The sequence below is a fragment of the Streptomyces sp. SLBN-118 genome (assembly GCF_006715635.1).
Lineage (GTDB): Bacteria > Actinomycetota > Actinomycetes > Streptomycetales > Streptomycetaceae > Streptomyces.
In genome coordinates, this window is the sequence record NZ_VFNP01000002.1 from 431,116 (window position 1) to 452,756 (window position 21,641).

Annotated in this window: 18 protein-coding genes and 1 pseudogene; 7 read left to right on the top strand and 12 right to left on the bottom strand. The window is 70.3% G+C overall.

Annotation, left to right across the window (positions count from 1 at the left end):
• Positions 1 to 258 precede the first annotated feature (258 nt).
• Entirely contained in the window at positions 259 to 534 is a 276-nt protein-coding gene (locus tag FBY35_RS20535; protein WP_142215468.1) for an isoamylase early set domain-containing protein, read from the top strand.
• 244 nt (positions 535 to 778) lie between these two features.
• Here the strand turns inward: FBY35_RS20535 and FBY35_RS20545 are convergent, their stop codons facing one another.
• Positions 779 to 1,084, bottom strand: a complete 306-nt coding sequence (locus FBY35_RS20545; RefSeq protein WP_142215469.1) for an amidase family protein — start codon at positions 1,082 to 1,084, stop codon at positions 779 to 781.
• A 144-nt stretch (positions 1,085 to 1,228) separates the two neighbouring features.
• On the opposite strand from FBY35_RS20545, the gene FBY35_RS20550 reads away from it, so the two are divergent.
• From FBY35_RS20550 to FBY35_RS36490, 3 genes are all read left to right on the top strand, one after another.
• Positions 1,229 to 3,358 (top strand): SpoIIE family protein phosphatase, encoded by a 2,130-nt coding sequence (locus FBY35_RS20550; RefSeq protein ID WP_142215470.1) that lies wholly within the window; start codon positions 1,229 to 1,231, stop codon positions 3,356 to 3,358.
• Between the two features lie 2 nt (positions 3,359 to 3,360).
• A complete protein-coding gene (locus tag FBY35_RS20555; protein ID WP_142215471.1) occupies positions 3,361 to 5,790 on the top strand; it encodes a SpoIIE family protein phosphatase in 2,430 nt (809 codons plus the stop codon).
• Between the two features lie 72 nt (positions 5,791 to 5,862).
• Positions 5,863 to 6,009, top strand: a complete 147-nt coding sequence (locus tag FBY35_RS36490) for a hypothetical protein (RefSeq protein WP_186357025.1) — start codon at positions 5,863 to 5,865, stop codon at positions 6,007 to 6,009.
• Between the two features lie 30 nt (positions 6,010 to 6,039).
• Here the strand turns inward: FBY35_RS36490 and FBY35_RS20560 are convergent, their stop codons facing one another.
• The 6 genes and pseudogenes from FBY35_RS20560 to FBY35_RS20585 all read right to left on the bottom strand — a co-directional run bounded on the left by FBY35_RS20560 (position 6,040) and on the right by FBY35_RS20585 (position 11,190).
• Positions 6,040 to 6,261, bottom strand: a complete 222-nt coding sequence (locus FBY35_RS20560; protein WP_142215472.1) for a DUF5999 family protein — start codon at positions 6,259 to 6,261, stop codon at positions 6,040 to 6,042.
• A 300-nt stretch (positions 6,262 to 6,561) separates the two neighbouring features.
• Positions 6,562 to 7,743 (bottom strand): 4-hydroxybenzoate 3-monooxygenase, encoded by a 1,182-nt coding sequence (locus tag FBY35_RS20565; RefSeq protein WP_142215473.1) that lies wholly within the window; start codon positions 7,741 to 7,743, stop codon positions 6,562 to 6,564.
• A 281-nt stretch (positions 7,744 to 8,024) separates the two neighbouring features.
• A pseudogene (locus FBY35_RS20570) lies at positions 8,025 to 8,518 on the bottom strand (lyase family protein); the annotation flags it as partial.
• Between the two features lie 41 nt (positions 8,519 to 8,559).
• Positions 8,560 to 9,750: a thiolase family protein gene (locus FBY35_RS20575; protein WP_142215474.1), complete on the bottom strand. Its 1,191-nt coding sequence runs from the start codon at positions 9,748 to 9,750 to the stop codon at positions 8,560 to 8,562.
• A gap of 31 nt (positions 9,751 to 9,781) precedes the next feature.
• Positions 9,782 to 10,435 carry a 3-oxoacid CoA-transferase subunit B gene (locus FBY35_RS20580; protein WP_142215475.1) on the bottom strand — a complete coding sequence of 218 codons (654 nt, stop codon included), beginning with the start codon at positions 10,433 to 10,435 and terminating at the stop codon, positions 9,782 to 9,784.
• Positions 10,435 to 11,190 (bottom strand): CoA transferase subunit A, encoded by a 756-nt coding sequence (locus tag FBY35_RS20585; protein ID WP_142215476.1) that lies wholly within the window; start codon positions 11,188 to 11,190, stop codon positions 10,435 to 10,437. The genes FBY35_RS20580 and FBY35_RS20585 overlap by 1 nt, the downstream gene beginning before the upstream one ends.
• Before the next feature lie 179 nt (positions 11,191 to 11,369).
• On the opposite strand from FBY35_RS20585, the gene FBY35_RS20590 reads away from it, so the two are divergent.
• Positions 11,370 to 13,049, top strand: coding sequence for an IclR family transcriptional regulator C-terminal domain-containing protein (locus FBY35_RS20590; RefSeq protein WP_142215477.1), 1,680 nt, complete (start codon positions 11,370 to 11,372; stop codon positions 13,047 to 13,049).
• Positions 13,050 to 13,085: 36 nt separating this feature from the next.
• Here FBY35_RS20590 and FBY35_RS20595 read toward each other — a convergent pair whose 3' ends face one another.
• The 4 genes from FBY35_RS20595 to FBY35_RS20610 all read right to left on the bottom strand — a co-directional run bounded on the left by FBY35_RS20595 (position 13,086) and on the right by FBY35_RS20610 (position 16,566).
• Positions 13,086 to 13,850: a YqjF family protein gene (locus FBY35_RS20595; RefSeq protein WP_142215478.1), complete on the bottom strand. Its 765-nt coding sequence runs from the start codon at positions 13,848 to 13,850 to the stop codon at positions 13,086 to 13,088.
• Between the two features lie 89 nt (positions 13,851 to 13,939).
• A complete protein-coding gene (locus FBY35_RS20600; protein WP_142215479.1) occupies positions 13,940 to 14,956 on the bottom strand; it encodes an NAD(P)/FAD-dependent oxidoreductase in 1,017 nt (338 codons plus the stop codon).
• On the bottom strand, positions 14,953 to 15,498 hold the full coding sequence (locus tag FBY35_RS20605; protein WP_142215480.1) for an isoprenylcysteine carboxyl methyltransferase family protein: 546 nt from the start codon (positions 15,496 to 15,498) through the stop codon (positions 14,953 to 14,955). The genes FBY35_RS20600 and FBY35_RS20605 overlap by 4 nt, the downstream gene beginning before the upstream one ends.
• 12 nt (positions 15,499 to 15,510) lie before the next feature.
• Positions 15,511 to 16,566, bottom strand: coding sequence for a type III polyketide synthase (locus FBY35_RS20610; RefSeq protein ID WP_142215481.1), 1,056 nt, complete (start codon positions 16,564 to 16,566; stop codon positions 15,511 to 15,513).
• Between the two features lie 120 nt (positions 16,567 to 16,686).
• Here FBY35_RS20610 and FBY35_RS20615 point away from each other — a divergent pair, with 120 nt between their 5' ends.
• On the top strand, positions 16,687 to 17,556 hold the full coding sequence (locus FBY35_RS20615) for a UbiA family prenyltransferase (protein WP_142215482.1): 870 nt from the start codon (positions 16,687 to 16,689) through the stop codon (positions 17,554 to 17,556).
• Between the two features lie 18 nt (positions 17,557 to 17,574).
• Here FBY35_RS20615 and polX read toward each other — a convergent pair whose 3' ends face one another.
• Complete coding sequence (polX, locus tag FBY35_RS20620; protein ID WP_142215483.1) at positions 17,575 to 19,308, bottom strand: DNA polymerase/3'-5' exonuclease PolX; 1,734 nt, start codon at positions 19,306 to 19,308, stop codon at positions 17,575 to 17,577.
• Between the two features lie 220 nt (positions 19,309 to 19,528).
• Between polX and FBY35_RS20625 the strand changes: the two genes are divergently transcribed.
• Positions 19,529 to 21,553, top strand: coding sequence for a PQQ-binding-like beta-propeller repeat protein (locus FBY35_RS20625; protein WP_222123159.1), 2,025 nt, complete (start codon positions 19,529 to 19,531; stop codon positions 21,551 to 21,553).
• Positions 21,554 to 21,641: the final 88 nt, after the last annotated feature.

Genomic DNA, 21,641 nt, shown 5'->3' on the forward strand with positions numbered 1-21,641 from the left:
CTCAGGCGCGGGAAGCCACCGGCCGACCGGCGCGTCCGACTCGCAGGGGAGCCGATCCGGGCTCCGCCGCCCCGCGTCCGCGCGCCCGGTCGTCGACACCCGCGCGGACGGTGCCCAAGGCATCCCGGCGAGGGAGACACGGCGTCCCGGGGGCCATACGGGCGACCGGAGGCGCCGTTGGCGCAGCCGGGCGCGACGGGAGAGCACCGGCATGGCCATGCTGACCCCCAACTGCTCTCCGAAGAGGAAGGTATCTCCATGCTGGAGCGTTCCCGTCGCAAGAACGACACCGAGATCACGTTCGTCATCCCCGCCGACCAGCCCTGCGGCCAGGTCAGTGTCGTCGGCGACTTCAACGACTGGCAGCCCGGCGCCCATCCTCTGGTGGCGAGAGAGGACGGCACCCTCGCCGTCACCCTCAATCTGCCCACTGAGCAGCGCTACGGATTCCGCTACCTGGCCGCCGGCGACTACTGGTTCGACGACGAACACGCCGACGCGCACGACGGCAACAACAGCATTCTCCACACCTGATCCCCCGCCCCTGCGACACCGCGGGGGCGGCGACGTCCGGCCACCGTCGGCAGGTGGCCGGGAATCGCCCCACCGGCCGTGCACGGCACACTCACTGTGAGTGCGCGCCGGTGCCGCCGACACCACCGGCGAACAGCGCGTGCAGCCACCCGCGACCGCAGCGCCGCCGACCGATCCGTCACCGCCTGGACCCGAGGCAAAGCGGCCGGCCTGCGCGGGCTCACGCCGGATCACCGCTCTCACCTCATGCGGTGGCCGCTCGGCCGTCCTGGATCCGGCGCCACGGCTGGTCGGCCTCCCGCGCGAACGCAATGTCCAGCAGCGTGCGTTCGTCGCCGTTCCGGGCGGAGAACATCACGCCGATGGGCAGGCCGTGCTCGGTCGCCCCGCGCGCTGGCAGGGAGATCGCGGGGCTGGCGACCACATTGTTCAGCGGGGTGAAGGCAACGGAGGAAGTGAGCCGCCCCCAGCCGCCCGGCGGGACGACCGCACCGGTGCCTGTCGCCCCGTACAGCGCCTCGGATAGGCTGATACCCGTACAAAACCGCACCTAGGAGATGCACCCAAGAGCTGCGCCCGAAGTCGCCATACCCGATGACGCTGCAAGGACAGTGCGTCAGCAGCGCTCGGCCGGACGATCGCCAGGGAGTGGTCGGCAGGCAGAGGCCCCCGCGCCCCGGTGTGAGGTCATTGCGTGGACACACACCAGTCGACGAGTGATGTGCCGGACCACCCCCTGTCGGCGGTGGGATACGCGGGCGTGCTCCGCGACCTGCTCCCCATCGCGCTGTGGAGGGCGGATGCGCAGGGCCGCATCGTGGAGTGGTCCCTCGCCGCCCGGGAACTGCTCGGTTACGCGCCCGAGGAACTGCTGGGCGAGTACGGGATTCCGATCCTGGTCCCCGAGCCCAATCAGGAGCCGGCCGAACAGCTGACCGAGAGGGTCCTGGCGGGTGAAGCGGTTGTCGGAGCCCTCCCGGTACGGCATCGCGACGGGCACCTGGTGCCGATGGAGATGTGGATCTGCCCGAGTGCGGACCCGCAGGGAGAAACGGGCATCCTGGCCATCGCCGTGGAGACCTCGGCGGTGTTGAGAATGCGGGATTCGCTGGCGGCCCTGGATGGTCTGTTCACCCAGTCCCCCATCGGTCTGGCCATGGTCGACCCCGATCTGCGATTTCTGCGGGTCAACGACGCGCTGGCGCGGATGAACGGCGTCTCCGCCGCCGAGCACCTCGGAAAGCGGCTGACGGAGGTCGCACCGGGGGTCAACGCCTCCGAACTGCAGAAAGTGATGCGGCAGGTGCTGGACCGCCGCAAGGCGGTGGTCGACGTGCGCCGCACCGGCCGCACCCCGAGCGACCCCGATCACGACCGGACCTGGTCCTGCTCCTATGCCCCGCTGCTCGGTCACGAAGGGCGGCCCCTGGGACTGATCGCTTCCCTGATCGACATCACCGACGGACAGCAGGCGCATGCCGAGGCCGAGCGGGCAAGGCAGCGCTTCGCTCTGCTCGCCGAAGCCGGCGAGCGCATCGGAACCACCTTGGACCTGCGCAGGACCGCCGAGGAAGTGGTGCAGGTGCTGGTGCCCCAGCTGGCCGATTCCGCCGACGTACAACTGCTGGAAGCGGTGCTCGACCCCGATGAGGCCACCGCATCCACTCAGGGCGTGGTGCGCCGTATGGCGGCCGCCTTCCCCGATCCGTCAGCCCCCACAGCGAAGCTGACCCCGGGCATGACCTTCCAGGTCCCGCTCGGCTCGGTGTACGAACAGGTCATCGCCGAGGGGCACCCCATGAACCTCTACCAGGCCGACATCCCCGAGCTGATCCCCGATCCGCAGGCCGAGCGACTGCGGGACTACCTCAGCGTCCGTATCGGCTGCGCGCGGCTGGTCCCGCTGAGCGCCCGGGGCAAGGTGCTCGGCGCCGTCGTGGTGACACGCACCCGCAGCCGTGAGCCGTTCGACGAGCAGGACTGCGTACTGATCGACGAGCTGGTCGCCCGGGCCGCTCTGAACATCGACAACGCCCGCATGTACACCAGCCAGCGGGAAGCGGCCCTGACCCTGCAGCGCAGCCTGACGAACAATGCGCTGCCCGACGTCACCGGCCTGGAACTGACCGGGCGCTACCTGCCCGCCAGCGACCACGAGGTCGGCGGCGACTGGTTCGACGTCATCACCCTGCCCGAGGGCAGGACCGGTCTTGTCATCGGTGACGTCATGGGGCACGGAATCCATGCGGCGGCCGTGATGGGCCAGCTGCGCACAGCAGTGCGGACGCTGGCACGCCTCGACATCCCCCCGGCTCAGATGCTCCGCTCCCTGGACGCCGCCGTCGCCGATCTGGGCGAGAACGAAATGGCCACATGCGTCTATGCGGTCCACGACCCGGCCGCGGGCGGCTGCCTGATCGCCAGGGCGGGCCATCCGCCTCCGGCCCTGGTCGACGCCCAAGGAACGCTCGCCTTCCTCGACGGCCCCTCGGGAACACCTCTGGGCACGGGCGGGCAGGAATTCCGGACCGAGGAGGTGCCCCTGCCCCCCGGCAGTCTGCTGGTGCTGTACACCGACGGCCTCATTGAGGCCCGCAACAGAGATCTCGACCAGGGCATGCAGGAGCTCGCCCGGGCATTGCGGCACCTCGACCACCCCTTGGAGGCGATCTGCGACCGCATCCTCGGCCGGCTCCTGCCCTCGGCGGCGCAGGACGATGTGGCGGTGCTCCTCGCGAGAACTGTGCGCCCGTCCATGCCGGTGAGCCATCACCCCGAGCGGTATCGCCTGGGCGGTCCCGCCCGGGTGGTGCCAGGGTGGTAGTGATGGACACACCTGTGACGACGTTCAGCGAGGGCCCGGAAGACCCGTTCGCAGTGCGGCGCGCGGCCTCGGCGGTGCTGGACGACCGCGGGGTGGTCGTCGGCTGGAGCGAGCGGGCCGAGGCACTGCTGGGCTACCCGCCCGAGGAAGCGATCGGGCGGCCGGCCGTCGGTTTCCTGCTCGATCTGCGCGACTACTACGTCGCCGTGGACGCGGCGGCCGCATGCGTACGTGACCGGGGGTGGTTCGGGGTCGTGCCCGTCAGGCACCGCGACGGCCATCGCGTGGAGCTCGGGTGCAGGGCCCGGGGGATCGTGCGGGGCGACGCCCCCTCCGAATGGTTCCTCGTCGCCGCGCCCGCCGAGGAGGTGCTCCAGTGGGAGACGGACAGGTCGGTCCTGGACGGTTTGTTCCGCCGCTCCCCGATCGGTCTGTCCGTCTTCGCACCGGACTTGAGCATCCTGCGAGTGAACCGGGCGATCGCGCGCTTCAGTGAGCTACCGGTCGAGCAGCACCGTGGGCTCCGTACCAGGGACTTCCTGGTCCAGCAGGACACCGACACCGTGGTGAGGCAGTTGCGGGAGGTGCTGGAGACAGGCCAGTCATCGGTCTTCACCGAGCAGCCCTGCCGTCTGCGGCGAGACCTCGGCCGCGAGCTGGTCGTGTCGATCTCGGCATTCAGGATGGAGGACCCCTCCGGACGGATTCTCGGAGTGACGCAGACGGTCGAGGACGTGACCGAACGCTATCGGGCCCGACGTCGCCTTGCCCTGCTCAACGAGGCCAGTGCCCGCATCGGGACCACGCTCGACGTCGCGAAGACAGCGGACGAGCTGGCCGAGGTGGCGGTCCCGGATCTTGCCGACTGCGTCTCCGTGGACCTGCTGGAGCCGGTGCCCCACGGTGAAGGGCCCGTCCAGGAAATATTCGGCCCCGTGCGCCGGGCGGCGGTTCGCAGCATCCTGACGGACACGGCAGAGTTGATGTTTCCGGTGGGCCACACGATTCACATCCCGCCGGAGACCGTGCAGGCGCAGTGCCTGGCCGAGCAGCGTCCGATTCTCGACGCGCACATGGAGGGCCCCACCGCGTGGCTCGCCATGGACCCGGACCGGGCCGAGCGCGCTCTCAAACTGGGCATCCACTCGCTGATGGTCGTACCTCTGGTCGCGCGCGGGCTCGTACTCGGCCTGCTCAGTCTGTGGCGGTCGCAACGGCTCGAGCCGTTCGAGGACGACGACCTCACACTCGCCGTCGAGTTCGCCTCCCGTGCCGCCGTCTGCATCGACAACGCGCGCCGCTACACCCAGCAGCACGAGGCGGCGCTCACCCTGCAGCACAGCCTGCTCCCCCACGAGGTTCCCGGTCACCCCGCGGTCGAAGTCGCCCACCGCTACCTGCCGGCCGACGCCACGACCGGCGTCGGCGGTGACTGGTTCGACGTCATCCCTCTCTCCGGACTGCGCGTCGCCCTCGTCGTCGGCGACGTGGTCGGCCATGGCATCCACGCGGCGGCCACCATGGGCCGACTGCGCACCGCGGTACACACCCTGGCCAATCTCGACCTCACTCCCGACGAGGTCCTCTCCAACCTCGACGATCTCGTGGACCGACTGGCCGCCGAGCAGGAGCCGACCGACGAACGGGCCCCTCAAGTCGTCGGGGCGACCTGCCTGTACGCCGTGTACGACCCGGTTTCGCGGCACTGCGCCCTGGCCCGGGCGGGACACCCGCCGCCCGCTTTGGTGACCCCGGACGGGCGGGTCCACCTCCTCGACATCCCCGCGGGTCCGCCGCTGGGCCTGGGCGGGCTGCCGTTCGAGACCGCCGAGCTGCAACTGGCCGAAGGCAGCCTCCTCGCCCTCTACACGGACGGCCTCATCCAGGGCCGGAAGCGAGACATCGACGAGAGTCTGGCCGATCTGAGCAGGACGCTGGCCGTGCCCGCCCGCTCGCTGGACGACACATGCAGGGCGGTTGAGGGAGCACTGCTGCGCGGCCGGCCCACCGATGACTTTGCGGACGACGTGGCTCTGCTCATCGCCCGTACCCGTGTCCTGCCGGGGGAGAAGGTGGCGACGTGGGAGCTGCGCGTCGAGCCGACCGCCGCTGCTCAGGCCCGGGCGCTGGTGGCATCCCAATTGGCCCAGTGGGGGCTGGACGAGATGGCCTTCACCACGGAGCTGATCGTCAGTGAGCTGGTCACCAACGCCTACCGGTACGGCGGCGGGCCGATCACCCTGCGGCTCATCCGTGACGGCCACCTCATCTGTGAGGTGTCCGACACCGGCAGCACCTCACCCCACCTCCGCCGGGCCCGCTCCACCGACGAGGGGGGCCGCGGGCTCTTCCTGGTGGCTCAGCTCACCGAGCGCTGGGGGACGCGGTACACACGCGACGGCAAGACGATCTGGACCGAGCAGCTGGTGTGACGGCTTGCATAGCTATGCACCTTTTGGCATAGTTTTCCTATGCACAGCCCTCTACCCGAGGAAAATCACCTGATGAACACCGGAGCCCACCCCGACGCTCCTGCTCCCCGCGCGAACATCGCCCTGGCCCGCGACTGCGACGAGTGCCGCGGCTGGGGAAGTGTGGTCCACGATGGCCGCTACGAGCTCTGCCCCTACTGTCAGAACCTCAACAGATGACCGCCGGGGCCGGCACCGGCCCCCGGACCCTCAGGCCGCCACGACCAGTCCGACGCGGGAGGGCATCGTCGTCACGACGGGACGATGCGGCGGAATGATCCCGCCGTCCGGCAGCAGCTCACCGGTGTCGTCGAAGACGACCGTGCCATTGCACAGCAGGCTCCATCCCTGCTCGGGATGCGCGGCGACGATGCGGGCTGCGTCACGGTCGGGGTGGTCGGCGGTCGGGCACGTGGGCCGGTGTGAACACATCTCAGGTCTCCGATTCTTGATCGTCCGGTACTCGCTGTCCTTGCTGCTCGGACTTCGGCTTCGCACGTCTCATGGATGATGCTGCGCTCTGTTCGTACCGCTTGTGTCACTGGACATGACCGGACCGGAAACGAGAACTCACCGGCCCGCGGCGTTCGTTGTGCGTCTTGCCTTGGTCGGCAACAGCCTGGCACCCAGGACTGACAAACCGGTGACGGCCGCACGACGGCTGAATTCTCCCTGCGCACCGCACAGGCTCCCCCGGCCGCCGCGGTTCGTCGGGCACCGGGGCGCCAATCCTCAGCCGATCGGCAAGCCTGTGTAGTTCTCGGCCAGTTCGGCCGCCGCGTGCCGCGAGTTCACCACGCGGTGCAGCTGTGACAGCTGCAGACGGGTATCGAAAGCGGACTGGGCCGGATCCTTGTGGAGCATCGTCGTCATGGAGTACGAGAAGTGCTCCGCCCGCCAGACCCGGCGCAGGCAGGTGTCCGAGTAGGCGTCGAGCAGCTCCGTGGAGCCGCTGTTCTGCTCGTGGATCAGCGCGCGGGCCAGGACAATGACATCGGACACCGCGAGGTTGAGGCCCTTCGCGCCCGTCGGCGGGACGATGTGGGCCGCGTCCCCGGCCAGGAAGACACTGCCGAAACGCATCGGCTCGGTCACCGAACTGCGCATGGGAAGAACGGCCTTGGAGGAGACATGGCCTCTCTCCAGCTTCCAGCCGGGGTCGGTGTCGACGGCGAAGCGGGCGTCCAGCTCGTCCCAGACGCGCCCGTCCGGCCAGTCGGTGGGATCGGTCCCGTTGGGGACCTGGAGGTAGAGGCGGCTGACGGCGGGCGACCGCATGCTGGCCAGGGCGAAGCCCCGCTCGGAATGTGTGTAGATCAACTCGTCGTAGACCGGCGGCGCTTGGGCGAGAATCCCGAGCCAGGAGTAGGGGTAGGACCGCTCATACGTCGTGCGGACCGACTCGGGGACGGCATTGCGCGTCACGCCGTGGAAGCCGTCGCAGCCCACGACGTAGTCGCAGGTGAGGGTCTTTTCCCGTCCCTCGTGGAGGTAGCGGACGAGCGGCTGGTCGGTGTCGGCGCCCTCCACCGAGCGCACCTGGGCCTCGAACAACAGCGGGATGCCGCCAGTCAATTGACGGGATATCAGGTCCTTGACCACCTCGGTCTGCGCGTACACCATGACACTTCTGCCGCCCGTGAGGGCCGGGAAGTCGAGCCGGTGGGTGCTGCGGTCGAAGCGCAGTTCGATGCCGTCGTGGACCATCCCTGCGCGGTCCATGCGCTCGGCCACTCCGGCGGAGCGCAGGGCGTCCACCGTGCCCTGTTCGAGGATGCCTGCCCGCTGGCGGTCCTCGACGTAGGCACGGTCGCGTGACTCCAGGGTCACGCTGTCGATGCCGGCGTTGCGCAGCAGGCGGGCGAGCAGCAGTCCGGCGGGGCCGGCGCCGATGATGCCGACAGTGGTCTGCATCAGCAGCCTTCCTTCCGGGGGTGGGTTCACATTGTGCCCGCATCTCCAGAAGACTGACGTGTAGGTGCTGTGGTGAAGAGTCCTCAGTGGTGCCGCTGGAAGAGTCCTCAGTGGTGCCGCTGGGGGTGGCGGGTGAGCGCGCGGTCGGTGAGCGCGGCGGCGGAGCCGAGATGGCCGAGAGGGTCGGCGAGGGTGTCCGGCGGCACCTACGGGGAGCGGGTCCGATTCCTGTCTCAGGGCCTCGACGATCCCCGTGCCCTGTTCGGCGGCGCGCCGCGAGGCCTGGCAGTGGACGCGATCAGGCGGCTCTGACGGGTGTTCTTGTGCGGCATGGCGGAGGAGTCGCCGCCGGCCGATTCGGCGACCTCGCCGATCTCGGTACGGGAGAGCACGAGCACATCGGCGGCGATCTTGCCCAGTGCTCCCGCGGTGAACGCGAGTACGCCGCCGAGGTCGGCGACCGGCGTACGGAGTGTGTGCCAGGGCAGGTCGAGGGCGGCGAGGGCGAGTTCACAAGCGTAGGCGACGATCAGCGCCAGGCCCACGTCGCCGTCGACGCCGGCATCGCTCCCGTAGCGTGGAAGGCGGCCAAGGTGCCTGCCGCTCCGCCGAGTTGAGCGGGCAGGGTGGCCCGGACCCGGGCGAGACGGTCGTGGGCGTCCAGGACGAGGGAGCGCCAGCCCGCGGCCTTGAGACCGAACGTGGTGGGAACGGCGTGTTGCGTGAGCGTGCGCGCCGCCATCGGTGTGTCGCGGTGCGCATCGGCCAGCAGGGCGGGCTCTTCCGGGAATCGCCGGCCGTGTGACGGTCATCCGGTCACTTCTCCAGTACGAGTGCCAGGCCCTGGCCGACCCCGATGCACAGAGCGGCGATTCCTGTGCCGGAGCCTGCCGCGGCGAGCTGGTGGGCAACGGCTCCGGTGATACGGGCGCCCGACGCGCCGAGCGGATGGCCGATGGAGATGGCGCCGCCGCGCGGGTTGACCACGGCCGGGTCCAGTCCCGGCCACTGTCCGATGCAGGCGAGCGCCTGGGCGGCGAAGGCCTCGTTGAGTTCGAGGGTGTGCAGGTCACCGACGCCGCGGCCGGCCTTCTTGAGCGCGCGGTGGACCGCTTCGACGGGCCCTGCCCCGAAGTACTGCGGCTCGATGCCGGTCACGGCCGTGGCGCCGATCCTGGCCAGCGGTTCGCGCCCGGTGGCGCGCAGGCCGTCCTCGTCGGTGAGCAGCAGGGCTGCGGCGCCGTCGTTGAGGGGTGAGGAGTTGCCTGCCGTGACGGTGCCGCCCTGGCGGAAGACGGGCTTGAGTTTGGCGAGGGCCTCGGTCGACGTGGAGTCGCGGATGCATTCGTCGCGGGCCAGATCGACGCCGTCGACGAGGGCGATTTCCGCGTCGTACAGTCCCGCGTCCCAGGCCCGGGCGGCCTTCCGGTGGCTTTCGAGGGCGAAGGTGTCCTGTGCCTCGCGGTCGATGCCATACCGGTCGGCGACCAGTTCGGCGCCTTCGCCGAGGGCGACCGTCCATTCCTTGGGCATGCGCGGGTTGACCATGCGCCAGCCGAGGGTGGTCGAGAACATCTCCTGGTGTCCTGCGGGGAAGGCGCGTTCGGGCTTGGGCACCACCCAGGGCGCGCGGCTCATCGACTCCACGCCGCCGGCGACGGCGATGGACGCGTCCCCGACGGCGATGGCCCGGGCCGCCTGGATGACCGCTTCCATGCCGGAGCCGCAGAGCCGGTTGACGGTCGCGCCGGGCACGGTGACGGGGAGCCCGGCCAGCAGCACGGCCATGCGGGCCACGTCGCGGTTCTCCTCGCCCGCCCCGTTGGCGTTGCCGAAGCAGACGTCGTCGATGCGCGCCGGGTCGAGGGCGGGCGTACGGGAGACAAGGGCGCCGAGCACATGGGCTGCCAGGTCGTCGGGGCGTACGCCGGACAGGGCGCCGCCGTACTTGCCGATCGGCGTGCGGACGGCGTCGACGACGTAGACATCACGAAGGCGGTGGGTCATGTCAGCTCCTGGTGCGGGCGGAGGGAGATGGTCAGGGTGTGCCGGCCGGCGGCGACGGGACGCGCACGGGCGCGGCGGTCTTGTCCCGCACCTCGTCGGGGGTGACTCCGGGGGCGGTCTCGACGAGGTGCAGTCCGTCCTCGGTCACGTCGAGCACGCCGAGGTCGGTGATGACGCGGTGCACGCAGGCCTTGCCGGTGAGCGGCAGGGTGCACTCCTGGACGATCTTCGGGGAGCCGTCCTTCGCCGTGTGGCCGGTCAGGACGATGACGCGGCGGGCGCCGTGGACCAGGTCCATGGCGCCGCCCATGCCCTTGATCATCCTGCCGGGGATCGACCAGTTGGCCAGATCGCCGGTGGCGGAGACCTGCATGGCGCCCAGGATGGCAGCGTCGATGTGGCCGCCGCGGATCATGCCGAAGGAGAGCGCGGAGTCGAAGAACGCCGCTCCGGGCCGGACGGTGACCGTCTCCTTGCCCGCGTTGATGAGGTCCGGGTCGATCTCGTCGTGGGTCGGGTAGGGCCCGACGCCGAGGATCCCGTTCTCCGAGTGGAGCACCACATCAACGCCCTCGGGAAGGAAGCCGGGGACGAGCGTGGGCAGCCCGATGCCGAGGTTGACGCAGGAGCCGTCGGTGAGTTCGGCGGCCGCGCGGGCGGCCATCTCCTCGCGTGTCCAGGCCATCAGGCTCGAACCGTCCTCTTCTCGATCTGCTTGTCGTCCGCCTGCTCGGGGGTGAGCACCACCACGCGCTGGACGAAGACCCCGGGCAGATGGACGGCATCGGGGTCGATCTCGCCGGGTTCCACGAGTTCCTCGACCTCGGCGACGGTCACGCGGCCCGCCATCGCGGCGAGTGGGTTGAAGTTCCGGGATGACTTGCTGAAGACGAGATTGCCGTGACGGTCGCCCTTGGCGGCCCGTACGAGCGCGAAGTCGGTGGTGATGCCGTACTCGAGGACGTGCTCGAGCCCGTCGAAGGTGCGGATTTCCTTGGGCAGGCTCGGTACGGCCACCTGGCCGTCCGGAGCGTACCGGCGGGGCAGGCCGCCGTCAGCGACCTGGGTACCGACGCCGGCGGGGGTGAAGAAGGCCGGGATCCCGCAGCCCCCGGCCCGCAGGCGCTCGGCGAGGGTTCCCTGCGGGACGAGCTCGACTTCCAGCTCGCCGCCGAGGTATCGGCGGGCGAATTCCTTGTTGTCGCCGATGTAGGAGCCGGTGACGCGGGCGATACGGCCGGCTGCGAGCAGGGTGCCGAGCCCGGCACCGTCCACCCCGCAGTTGTTGGAGACCACCTGCAGCCCTCGGACACCACGAGCCAGCAGTGCCGCGATCAGCGTGTTGGGCACACCGCTCAGGCCGAATCCCCCGACGGCCAGTGAGGCGCCGGCGCCGATGTCGGCGACCGCCTGCGCGGCGCTCTGCTGGACTTTGTCCATGGAGGGGGTTCCTTGCCGTCAGCTGACAGTACCTGTGGGGATGTGCTTGTTCGCCAGATGAACTACAGTTCATTTCTACTGGAGTGTGCGTTCACCGGCCACGCAATGTCAACGGCTGCACGGAACGCCGAGGCTCGAAGACGCAGAAGGAACCCGCTCCGCACCCGCACGGAGGGCCGATGGCCGTCACGACGCCGACCCACGACACGGCACCCGCCGAAGCCGTAGGGCCGCTGATCCGCGGCATCTCCGTGCTGCGTGACATCACTGAAGCGGGCGGCGCGATGACCGTGAGCGAGCTCGTACGCTCCACCGGCCTCGCCCGCTCCACCGTCGACCGGATCGCCGCCACCCTGGCGCGCATGGGCTACCTCCGGCTGGACGGGTCCCGTGTCGTCCTCTCACCGCGGCTGCTGGAACTCGCCAACGCCTACCTGGCCGCCATCCGGCTGCCGGGACTGCTCGGCCCGCTCGCCGAGACGCTTGCCGAGGAACTCGACGAGTCCGTGTCCCTGGCCGTACCGGACGGTGACGGTATCCGCTTCGTGCATCAGACCACCCGGCGGCGGGCCATGTCCCTCACCTTCCGTATCGGGGATCTGCTGCCGGCAGAACGCACCGCGCAGGGAACGGTGTTCGCCGCGTACTGGAGCGAGGAGGAGTGGTCGCACTGGCATGCGCGGCGGGCCGCCGACCCGCACGGCCACGCCTTCCTGCCCGCTCTGCCGCCTCCCCACGCGGCCGTTGACGGGCCCGCCTTCGAAGAGCGCGCCGCACAGGCGCGCACCCGGGGCTGGGCCGTGGACGACCAGCTGATCGAGCCGGGACTGATTGCCCTCGCACTGCCGGTCCGGGCTCCCGACGGCGAAGTGGTCTGCGCGGTGAGCACGGTGAGCCACACCAGCCGCCACAGCACCGAGTCGCTGCGGCAATCGCTGCTGCCGCGGGCGCGCGATGCCGTGGCCGCGATGGAAGAGCGCCTGCGCGAGAGCCACCCGGCCAAGGCGGAGGAGCGGGCCGACCGGCGGCGGGCAGCCGGACTCGCCGACTGGACCAGCGCCTCCAAGCAGGAACTCGGCGCGGAGTTCGTGGAATCGCTCGCGCGCGGCCTCACGACGATCACCGCCTTCGGGGACGGCAGGGCGGAGCTGACTCTCGCAGCGATCGCCGAGGCCACCGGGCTCGCACGCGCCACCGCCCGCCGCGCCCTCATCACACTGAAGCACCTTGGGTACGTCGAGGCACGGGATCGGACGTTCCGCCTCACCCCGAGCGTGCTCGCCCTCGGCTGTCCGCTCCTGTCGCGCACCACACTCTCCGAGATCGCCTCACCTCATCTGGCCACCCTCGTCCAGCAGGTGCACGACTCTGCGTCCCTGGCGGTGCTCGGCGGCGACTCCATCCAGTACACGGCCCGCGTCGCCACCGGCCGGATCATGAGCGTCAACATCCAGATCGGTACGAGATTCCCGGCGTACGCGGCGTCCATGGGCCGCGTCCTGCTGGCCGACCTGCCACCGCAGGAACGCGCCTCCCGATTGGAGCGCACCGAACGTCGGGCGCTGACACCCCGGACCGTCACTGGTCTGCCGGAACTCGAAGCGGTCCTGGAGCGCGTGGCGGCAGAGGGATACGCGCTGGTCGACGAGGAACTCGAAGAGGGCCTGCGCTCACTGGCCGTACCAGTGCGCGATCCCGAGGGACGAGCCGTCGCCGCCGTGAACGTCGCCATGCACAGCAGCCGCCGCACGGTTCAGCAGTGCCTGACCGAGGTCCTTCCCGAACTGCGGGCGACCGCCGCCAGGATCGAGGCCGACCTGCACATCGCGGGGCGCTTCGCACGGATCCCGACGGCCTGAGACGGGCCCTGGAGCGCGCCAGGCCCGCGGGGACACTCAGGGGGTAGGGATACCGCCGGGTCGGGCCGGGCGGCCGAACTGCACGGGGACTCCAGGCGAATAGAGCACGCTCACCGGTTCTCCCGCCGGTTCGGCCAGTCCTGCCGCCCTCACCAGGTCCTCGTCACACTCGATGAGCTCGCCCCGGTGCAGGGGCCAGCGCGGATGCGTGTTGGGCAGGTATACCGACCGGCCGAAGAACGTGCTGTGCATGCCCCAGCGGGCGGTCAGGAAGTGTTCCAGCTCGCTGGGGTCCTCGACCCGGTCCCCGATCCGCAGGGCAATCCGGCTGTGCGCGCCTCGCGGTCCCGGCCAGCGCCGCGTGCTGGTGCAGGTGAGTACGTCTCCATCCCTCCGGATCGACATGCGTGACCACATGTACGGCAGCCGGAAAGCCGCTCGTGCGACCGCCACCGGGATCAGCCGGGAGGCGTCGAGCGACCGGAAGACCACCCCGCGCCGTCCATGGGCATCGACCGAGTAGAGACGGACGTTGGTCTCGGGAAAAGTGCCCAGGTAGGGGACGCCGGGGAGGCGGAACCAGCCCACCCGGTGCATCCGGAACGCGACAAGTCCGATGTAGGTGACCCCGTGGAGGGTGTCGGGAACCGTTCCGGGCGGCAGGAGCGGCGCCACGTCCGCCGGATCGGCCGCCCAGTGCAGGAAAGCCAGGTCCAGCCACGACTGCGTGAGCAGCGGGCTCACCTCGAGGTGCGGCGAGTCCGCGGTTATGGACTGGGGAGGACGTGGGGTCTGAAGCACCCCGTCAGCATCTCAGAGCCCCCTCGCCCGCCGGGCCGGGGTCGCGATCGGGCTCCTGGGCTGCGCCTACCGCAGTGCGTGTACCGCCGCTACTGCAATGCGTGTACGGCCGCCCGGAAGACAGCCGGGACACGGTGTGCCGCGGGAACGATCAGGCGGGCCGTGGCGGGATACCGGGCGGCTCGCAGCAGACCCTCGGTGAGCAGACGGTGACTCCGAGTCAGCCGCGCCCACTGCGATGGATAGTCCTGAGGGCGGCCGGCGGCCAGACACCGAACGGCGGCCGCGGCCGTCGCCATGGCCAGGGCGACACCCTCACCCGTCAGGGCATCGACATAGCCGGCCGCGTCACCGACGAGCAGGGTGCGCCCGTACCACTGGGTCCGTGCCCGCTGCCGCAAGGGCCCGGCGCCGCGTACCGAATGCGCCTCCCGGTCCCGGAGCACCTCGGCGAGTACGGGAAATCCCGCCAGGTGCTCCTCGTAGGAGCGACGATGGCGGCTGAGCACGGCGACCCCCACCAGGTTGTCACCGACCGGCGTCACATACGCCTCACCGTGGCTGGACCAGTGGACTTCCACGAAGTCGGCCCACGGCGCGATGCAGTAGTGGCGCCGCAGGCCGTAGCGGCGATGTCCCGCGCCCCCGGGACGGTCCAGGCCGAGCCCACGGCGCAACGGTGAGTGAAGGCCGTCGGCGGCGATCAGCCAACGCGCCGTCAGCCCCGCAGCCGTGACGCGGTCGTGGCTCTGGTGGACCTCCCCCACCTTGCCGGGCACGATCTTCACCCCGCTGTCCAGGGCCCGTTGATGGAGGGCGTCGTGCAGCTCCGTCCGCCGTACGCCGAGCCCTGGGCGGCCCCGGAACGTCGCCTCGGCGCGACGCACACCGTCGAGGTAGCGGATCCCGCGCAGGTCGCGGCCCGCCACCTCGACACCCAGCGAACGCAGCGCCGCCACACCGCTGGGCATGATCCCCTCGCCGCACGCCTTGTCGACGGGAGCGGCGCGCGGCTCGACGACCACGGCTTCCATCCCCGCCGCGGCAGTATGGATCGCGGCCGCCAGCCCGGCTGGGCCTCCGCCCGCGATCAGCACGTCGATCACGTCCGTACGCCCGCTGCCGTCGTTGCTGTGGCTGAAGTCGCGAGCGCCAGCGCCCCGTCCTCGCACCGGATGCGGACCGCCATGAGCACGGCGTTGAGCACCGTGAAGGCGAGGGCGGTCGCCCACGCGCCATGGACCAGTGGCAGGGCCAGCCCCTCGGCGGCGACCGCCACATAGTTCGGGTGGCGCAGCCATCGGTAGGGCCCGCCGGTCACCGGGGGAAGGCCCGGGACGACGATGACGCGGGTGTTCCACCGATGTCCGAGCGTACGGATGCACCACCACCGCAACGCCTGAGCGGCCACTACCACGGCCGCCATGGTCCAGCCGACCAGCGGCAGGAACGGGCGGCCGGCCAGCCGCACTTCGGCCAGAGCCCCCACCAGCAGGGCGGTGTGCAGAGCGACCATGGCCGGGTAGTGCCCTCTGCCGGTTTCGATGCCGCCGCGTGCCCGGCTCCAGCGGGTGTTGCGCAGCGCCACGGCGAGTTCGGCGAGTCGCTCGGCCGCGACGGCCAGCACCCCGGCGGTGTACCAGATCACGAATCCTCCGAACTACCAGCGCAGCAGCACCAGTTCGCAGCAGAACCCCGGTCCCATGGCCAGCAGCAGACCGGGCGTTCCCGGTTCGGGGCGCCTGTGCACCAGGGTGTCCCGAAGGACATGCAGGACCGAGGACGAGGACAGGTTGCCTACGTCGGCGAGCGAGCGCCAGGTGACGTCGAGGGCGCCGTCGCGCAGGCAGAGGACGTCGGAGACGGCTTCCAGGACTTTGGGGCCTCCGGGATGGCATACCCAGTGGGCCACATCCTTCGGTTTGAGGCCGTGCTCCTCCAGGAATCCTTCGACGTCGTCGGCGAGGTACCGGCGGACGACATCGGGGATGGCAGCGTCGAGCACCACGCCGAAGCCGGAACTCCGGATGTCCCATCCCATGAGGCCTTCGGTGTCCGGGTACATGCGACTGCGGGTGGCCACCACCTCGGGGCCGGCTGCCCGGTTCGCCTTTTCGCCGACGGCGACCACGGCTGCCGCACCGTCACCGAACAGCGCGGTCGCCACCAGGTTGGCGGGCCTCGTGTCGTTGCGCTGGAAGGTGAGGGAACACAGCTCGACGGACAGGAGCACCGCTACGTGGTCGGGCCGGCCGAGCAGGTAGTCGTGCAGCCTGGCCACACCGGCGGCCCCGGCGACGCAGCCCAGACCGAAGACCGGTAGCCGCTTCACGTCCGGCCGCAGGCCAAGACGCCCGACGAGCCGCGCGTCGACGGAGGGCGCGGCCACTCCCGTGACCGAGGTGAACATCAGCAGGTCGACATCGCTGGGCCGCAGCCCCGCCGTCCGCAGCGCACCGCGGACCACCTCGGCACCCAGGTTCGTGGCCGCGGTGATGAACACGTCGTTGGCTGCGCCAAGGCCGTCCAGCTCGCCGTAGCGATCCAGGGGCAGCACCGTATGCCGGGTGCGCACCCGCGCGTTCTCGTGAACGCGATCGAGGACACGCCGGTCGGCGCCCGGTGGCAGGCAGGTGCGAGCCACCATGTCGGTGATTTCGCGCTGGGTGTGGCGATGGGGCGCCAGGGTCCCGTGAACAGCCGCGATCCGGGTCATCCGGCTTGCCGCCTTGGAGGCATCATGGGCCCATTCTTAGCCCGCGCGCGGGCTAGGAACACCTGAAGTAGCCCGTGCGGCTGTCATGCTGGTGCGCGGCGGAGTGCCTACGATCACACGATGGGCACCATGGACCGGTCACCCGTATACGCCCCGGCCTCGTGGCCTCTGCGCCCCGCGGTCGGGCTCGCTCTGTCCTGTCATCCGGGGCCGGTGGTCGCGGTGACCGTCCTGGCCACCGGACTGGCCGTCAGCGCCCGCCTCGGCGGCCCCCGTTGCGCCCTGGTCGGCGCGGCCGTGCTGGCGGGACAGCTCTCGGTGGGCTGGTGCAACGACGCCTTCGACGCCGGGCGCGACGCCGCGGTCGGCCGCCGGGGGAAACCTGCGGCCGACGGTTCTGTGGGCCCCGGTGCGGTGTGGGCTGCGGCGTTCGCCGCCCTCCTGCTGTGTGTGCCGCTGTCGCTGGCCTGCGGCCCCGCCGCCGGTACGGTGCACCTCGCCGCGGTCGCGGCGGCATGGGCGTACAACGTGAAGCTCAAGGCGACGGTGCTGTCCTGGCTCCCGTATGCGATCGGATTCGGCAGCCTCCCGGCGGTCGTCACCCTGAGCATGCCCGGTCGTCCCTGGCCGGCGTGGTGGGCCGTCACGGCCGGAGCGCTCCTCGGCATCGCGGCCCATCTGGGCGACGTACTCCCGGACATCCCGGACGATCTGAGGACCGGCGTACGCGGACTGCCGCACCGGCTGGGCATCCCCGGCACCCGGCTGCTGCTGCCGGTCCCCCTGGTGGCGGCATCGGCGGTCCTGGCCCTTGGGCCCCCGGGACCGCCGGGCGCATGGGGAGCCGCCACGCTGTTCGCGGCAGCGCCGACAGCGGCCGCGGGACTCGCACTTGGCCGGTACTGGCGCAAGGCGGCCTTCGCGGGGACGGTCGCGGTGGCGGCGGCCGATGTGGCACTGCTCCTGGCGCGCGGTACCGCCCTTTCATGACTGGGGCATCAACACCAACTACGCCCCGGCACCACCCTTGCGCAGGAACCGGCGCAGCTTCGTGAGCGGCCATGTGTTGATGACGTCGTCCTTGGTCAGCCATCCGCGCTGCGCCGTGCCCACCCCGTAGCGCATGTAGGGCAGATGCGTGGTGGAGTGCGCGTCCGAGTTCACCGCGAACTTCACGCCGTACCGCTTCGCGCGCAGGATGTCCTCGTCGCAGAGGTCCAGACGCTCCGGATGCGCGTTGATCTCCAGAGCGGTGCCCGTCCTCGCGCAGGCTTCGAAGACCGCGTCGAAGTCGGCGTCGATGCCGGGGCGCTTGCCGATCCGGCGCGTGGTGGGGTGGCCGATGACGGCCACGTACGGGTTCTCGCAGGCACGGACCAGCCGACGCGTGAGCGCCTGCCGGCTCTGGTTGAAATGTGAATGGACGGAGGCCACGCACAGGTCGAAGCCCTCCAGGAAGTCGCCGGGCCAGTCGACCTCCCCGTCGGGACCGATGTTGAGCTCGGTGCCGTGCAGAAGCCGCATCCCATGGTGCTTCCGGTCGAGTTCGCGTACGCGTTCACGCTGCGCCAGGATCTTCTCCTCGGTCATGCGCTGCATGTACAGGTTCGGGGCGTGGTCGGTGATCGCGTAGTACGCGTAGCCGCGGCCGGCAGCGGCGGAAACCATGTCCTCCAGCGGGGCGAGGCCGTCGGTGAGGTCGGTGTGGGTGTGCAGGTCGCCCCGGATGTCGTTCTCGGCCAGCAGGTCGGGGAGTTCGCCGCGCAGTCCTGCCGCGATCTCCCCCCGGTCCTCACGCAGGGGCGGCGGAATCCAGGGCAGGCCGAGCCTGGCGTAGATGTCCTCCTCCGTGTCCGAGGTGATCAGCTTGCCGCTCTTGGCGTGGAAGAGCCCGTACTCGGAGAGCTTGAGCTTGTGGCGCACGGCGATCTCGCGGGTGCGGATGTTGTGCGCCTTGGATCCGGTGAAGTACTGCAGTCCCGCTCCCCAGGACTCCGGTGGGAGGACCCGCAGATCCACCTGGAGGCCCTTGGTGGTACGGATGGACGTCTTCTTCTCGCCGTGCGCGATGACCTCGGCCGTGTGGGGAAGGCCGCTCAGAGCCTCCATGAAGGGTGCCGACCGCTCCGCGGCAACCAGGACGTCGATGTCACCGATCGTCTCCCTCATCCGGCGCAGTGATCCCGCGTACGTGCACCGTTCGCATCCGGGGATCCGTGACAGGTCGGAGACGATCTGCTCCGCAATGTCCATGGCGGCGCCGATGAGGATGCGGCCGCCGCCGGCCTTCTGCATCAGGGAGATGCCGTGGAGGATGTTCTCCTCGGTCTTCTCGCCGAAGCCCTTCAGGTCGCGCAGTTTCTCCGCATGGATGGCGTCCAGCAGCTGGTCCACGGAGGAGATGCCCAGCTCCTCGTAAAGGACCATGGCCTTCTTGGGCCCGAGCATGGGGATGGTGATCAGCTCGCGGACGCCGGCGGGAATCGACGTCCGGGTCTCCTCGATGGTGGCGACTTGGCCGGATTGCAGATACTCGGCGATCTTGTCGGCGATCGACTTGCCGACGCTGGGGATGTCCCGCAGGGCCTTGGCGTCGAGCTTCGAGACGTCCGCGTGGTAGCCGCCGACGGCGCGGGCGGCCTTTTCGTAGGCGCGTGCCTTGAAGGCGTCGCCGCCACTGATCGCGATGAGGTCGGCGTACTCCTGGAGGAGTGACTCGACCTCCTCGTTGGCTCGGACCATACCTTCATGGTGCTCCGGTACGGCCGGGGAGGCACTCCTGGGAGCGGCTGCATCGGCTCACCTGCCCGTACCCGAGGGATCGAACACAAGATCCGTTCATCTCATCTTACTTCTCGAGATGATCGCCTTGGATATCTGATGTCCATGAATACCCGATACACTGCCGCCGCAAGTGACACGGTTTTTCCAGGATGTGACCCGGGGGGGCGCCTTGGAGCCATTGGGACCTGACGACCCCGCCGTCGTGGGGCCGTACCGGCTGGTCGCCCAACTGGGCAGTGGCGGAATGGGCCGGGTGTACCTCGGGTACTCGCCGAGCGGTCGGCGGGTAGCGATCAAGGTCATCCGTCCGGACTACGTACAAGAGCCTGCCTTCCGCGAGCGCTTCGCCCGCGAGGTGATCGCCTCGCGCGCCGTGAGCGGGTTCTTCACGGCCGGTGTGGTCGACGCGGACCCCGAAGGAAGCCACCCGTGGCTCGCGACCGCGTATATTCCCGGCCCCTCGCTCCAACAAGCGGTGCAGAAAGGCGGCCCCTTCCCGGAGCGGCAGGTACGGGCGCTGGGTGCGGCGCTGGCGGAAGCTCTGACGGCGATTCACGGCGCGGCTCTGATCCACCGGGATCTCAAGCCGGCCAATGTGCTGCTGGCCGAGGACGGGCCGCGCGTGATCGACTTCGGGATCTCCCGGCTCGCCGAGCAGAGCGGACTGACGCTCACCGGCACCACGATCGGGTCTCCGGGCTACATGTCGCCCGAGCAGATCCAGGGGCTTCCGATCGGACCCTCGTCCGACGTGTTCTCGCTCGGCTCGGTTCTGGCTTTCGCCGCGACCGGTGCCGGTCCCTTCGGTGAGGCGTCCGTACCGGCCCTGCTGTTCCGCGTGGTGCACGAAGAGCCCAAACTCCAGGCGGTCCCGCCGGGGTTGCGCGAGCTGATCAGCTGGTGCCTGGCCAAACGGCCCTCAGACCGCCCGGCCCTGACCGACCTGGTGCCAGCTCTGACCGGCGGCAGCTCCCCGGTGGATCTGCTCGGCGCGGGCTGGCTTCCCAAGCCCTGGCAGGACGACGACACCTCGGGGACGCTCGCTTTCCCGGAGATGCCGACGTCGACGTCGGCGGGCCACTCCCCGGTGCCCGAGCAGCAGCAGGGCCTGCCGGAGCCTTCCCCCGAACATCCCCCGCAGCCGTCGCCGGAGCGGCCGGTCAGCCGTCGCCGACTGCTGTACGCCGCGGCCGGTGCGCTGGGGGCCGGCGGGCTGGCAGTGGCCACCTGGGGCATCACACGGGACCGCGAGCCGACCGCCGCGGGATCTCTGCGCTGGCGGTTCACCACCACCGGCACGGTGCTGTCCTACCCGAGGGTGGCCGGGGACCTGGTCTACGCGGCCAGCAACGACGGCACGCTGTACGCGCTGACCACCGCCGACGGGCGGCGACGATGGCAGCACACCACCGCCGCGGCCATCGGCTCCGCACCCACCGTGCTGGGCGGCAGTGTGTACCTCGGCAGCGACGACCGCACGCTGTACTCCTTCGACGCCCGTTCGGGCAAGGTCCGTTGGCGGTTCACCACCGGGGGCATTGTCCATACGCCGGTCGTGACCGGGGGCGTCGCCTACGTCGGCAGCGCGGACCACCGGCTGTACGCCGTCGATGCGGCCGGCGGAAAGCGCCGGTGGGCCTTCGCCACGGACAACGACACCCACTCCCCCGCCGTGTCCGGCGAGACGGTGTACGTGGGCAGCAGCGATACCAGCCTCTACGCGGTGAACGCGAACACCGGCGAGAAGCGGTGGGCCTTCACCACGCGCGGGGCGGTGTCCGGCATCCCGACGGTAGCGGGTGGGCTTGTCTACTTCGGCAGCACCGACGGCGCTCTCTACGCGGTCGACGCGGGCGCAGGCAAGCTCGTCTGGCGGTTCGAGGGCGCCTCGGTCGGATCGAACCCGGCGGTCGCCAAGGGAGTGGTGTACGTGGGAGGCGGCAGAACACTGCACGCGCTGCACGCCAACACCGGCAAACCCCTGTGGGAGTTCACAGCCGCAGGAGATGTCCATGCGCCGGCCACAGCGGGCGCAGTCGTCTACGTGGGCAGCGACGACACCAAGCTCTACGCGGTGAACGCCGCTACAGGAGAGCAGTTGTGGGCGTACTCCGCCTCCGCTCCGGTACACGCACCGGCCGTCACTCAGGACACGGTGTATTTCGGCAGCGACGACAACACGCTCTACGCCGTTCGCATCTGAGCCGGCCGGGAACCGGCCGGGCGACGCGAGCAGTCCTACTCAGCGCAGCTAGCGGCCTATTCACGTCTGAGTGATGCTGTTGGTCATC

What these genes read in the sequence shown, in the direction of transcription:
- FBY35_RS20535 (WP_142215468.1), top strand. Translation starts at nt 259, where the DNA reads ATGCTGGAGCGTTCCCGTCGCAAGAACGACACCGAGATCACGTTCGTC.
- FBY35_RS20555 (WP_142215471.1), top strand. Translation starts at nt 3,361, where the DNA reads ATGGACACACCTGTGACGACGTTCAGCGAGGGCCCGGAAGACCCGTTC.
- FBY35_RS36490 (WP_186357025.1), top strand. Translation starts at nt 5,863, where the DNA reads ATGAACACCGGAGCCCACCCCGACGCTCCTGCTCCCCGCGCGAACATC.
- FBY35_RS20560 (WP_142215472.1), bottom strand. Translation starts at nt 6,261, where the DNA reads ATGTGTTCACACCGGCCCACGTGCCCGACCGCCGACCACCCCGACCGT.
- FBY35_RS20565 (WP_142215473.1), bottom strand. Translation starts at nt 7,743, where the DNA reads ATGCAGACCACTGTCGGCATCATCGGCGCCGGCCCCGCCGGACTGCTG.
- FBY35_RS20575 (WP_142215474.1), bottom strand. Translation starts at nt 9,750, where the DNA reads ATGACCCACCGCCTTCGTGATGTCTACGTCGTCGACGCCGTCCGCACG.
- FBY35_RS20580 (WP_142215475.1), bottom strand. Translation starts at nt 10,435, where the DNA reads ATGGCCTGGACACGCGAGGAGATGGCCGCCCGCGCGGCCGCCGAACTC.
- FBY35_RS20585 (WP_142215476.1), bottom strand. Translation starts at nt 11,190, where the DNA reads ATGGACAAAGTCCAGCAGAGCGCCGCGCAGGCGGTCGCCGACATCGGC.
- FBY35_RS20590 (WP_142215477.1), top strand. Translation starts at nt 11,370, where the DNA reads ATGGCCGTCACGACGCCGACCCACGACACGGCACCCGCCGAAGCCGTA.
- FBY35_RS20610 (WP_142215481.1), bottom strand. Translation starts at nt 16,566, where the DNA reads ATGACCCGGATCGCGGCTGTTCACGGGACCCTGGCGCCCCATCGCCAC.
- FBY35_RS20615 (WP_142215482.1), top strand. Translation starts at nt 16,687, where the DNA reads ATGGGCACCATGGACCGGTCACCCGTATACGCCCCGGCCTCGTGGCCT.
- polX (WP_142215483.1), bottom strand. Translation starts at nt 19,308, where the DNA reads ATGGTCCGAGCCAACGAGGAGGTCGAGTCACTCCTCCAGGAGTACGCC.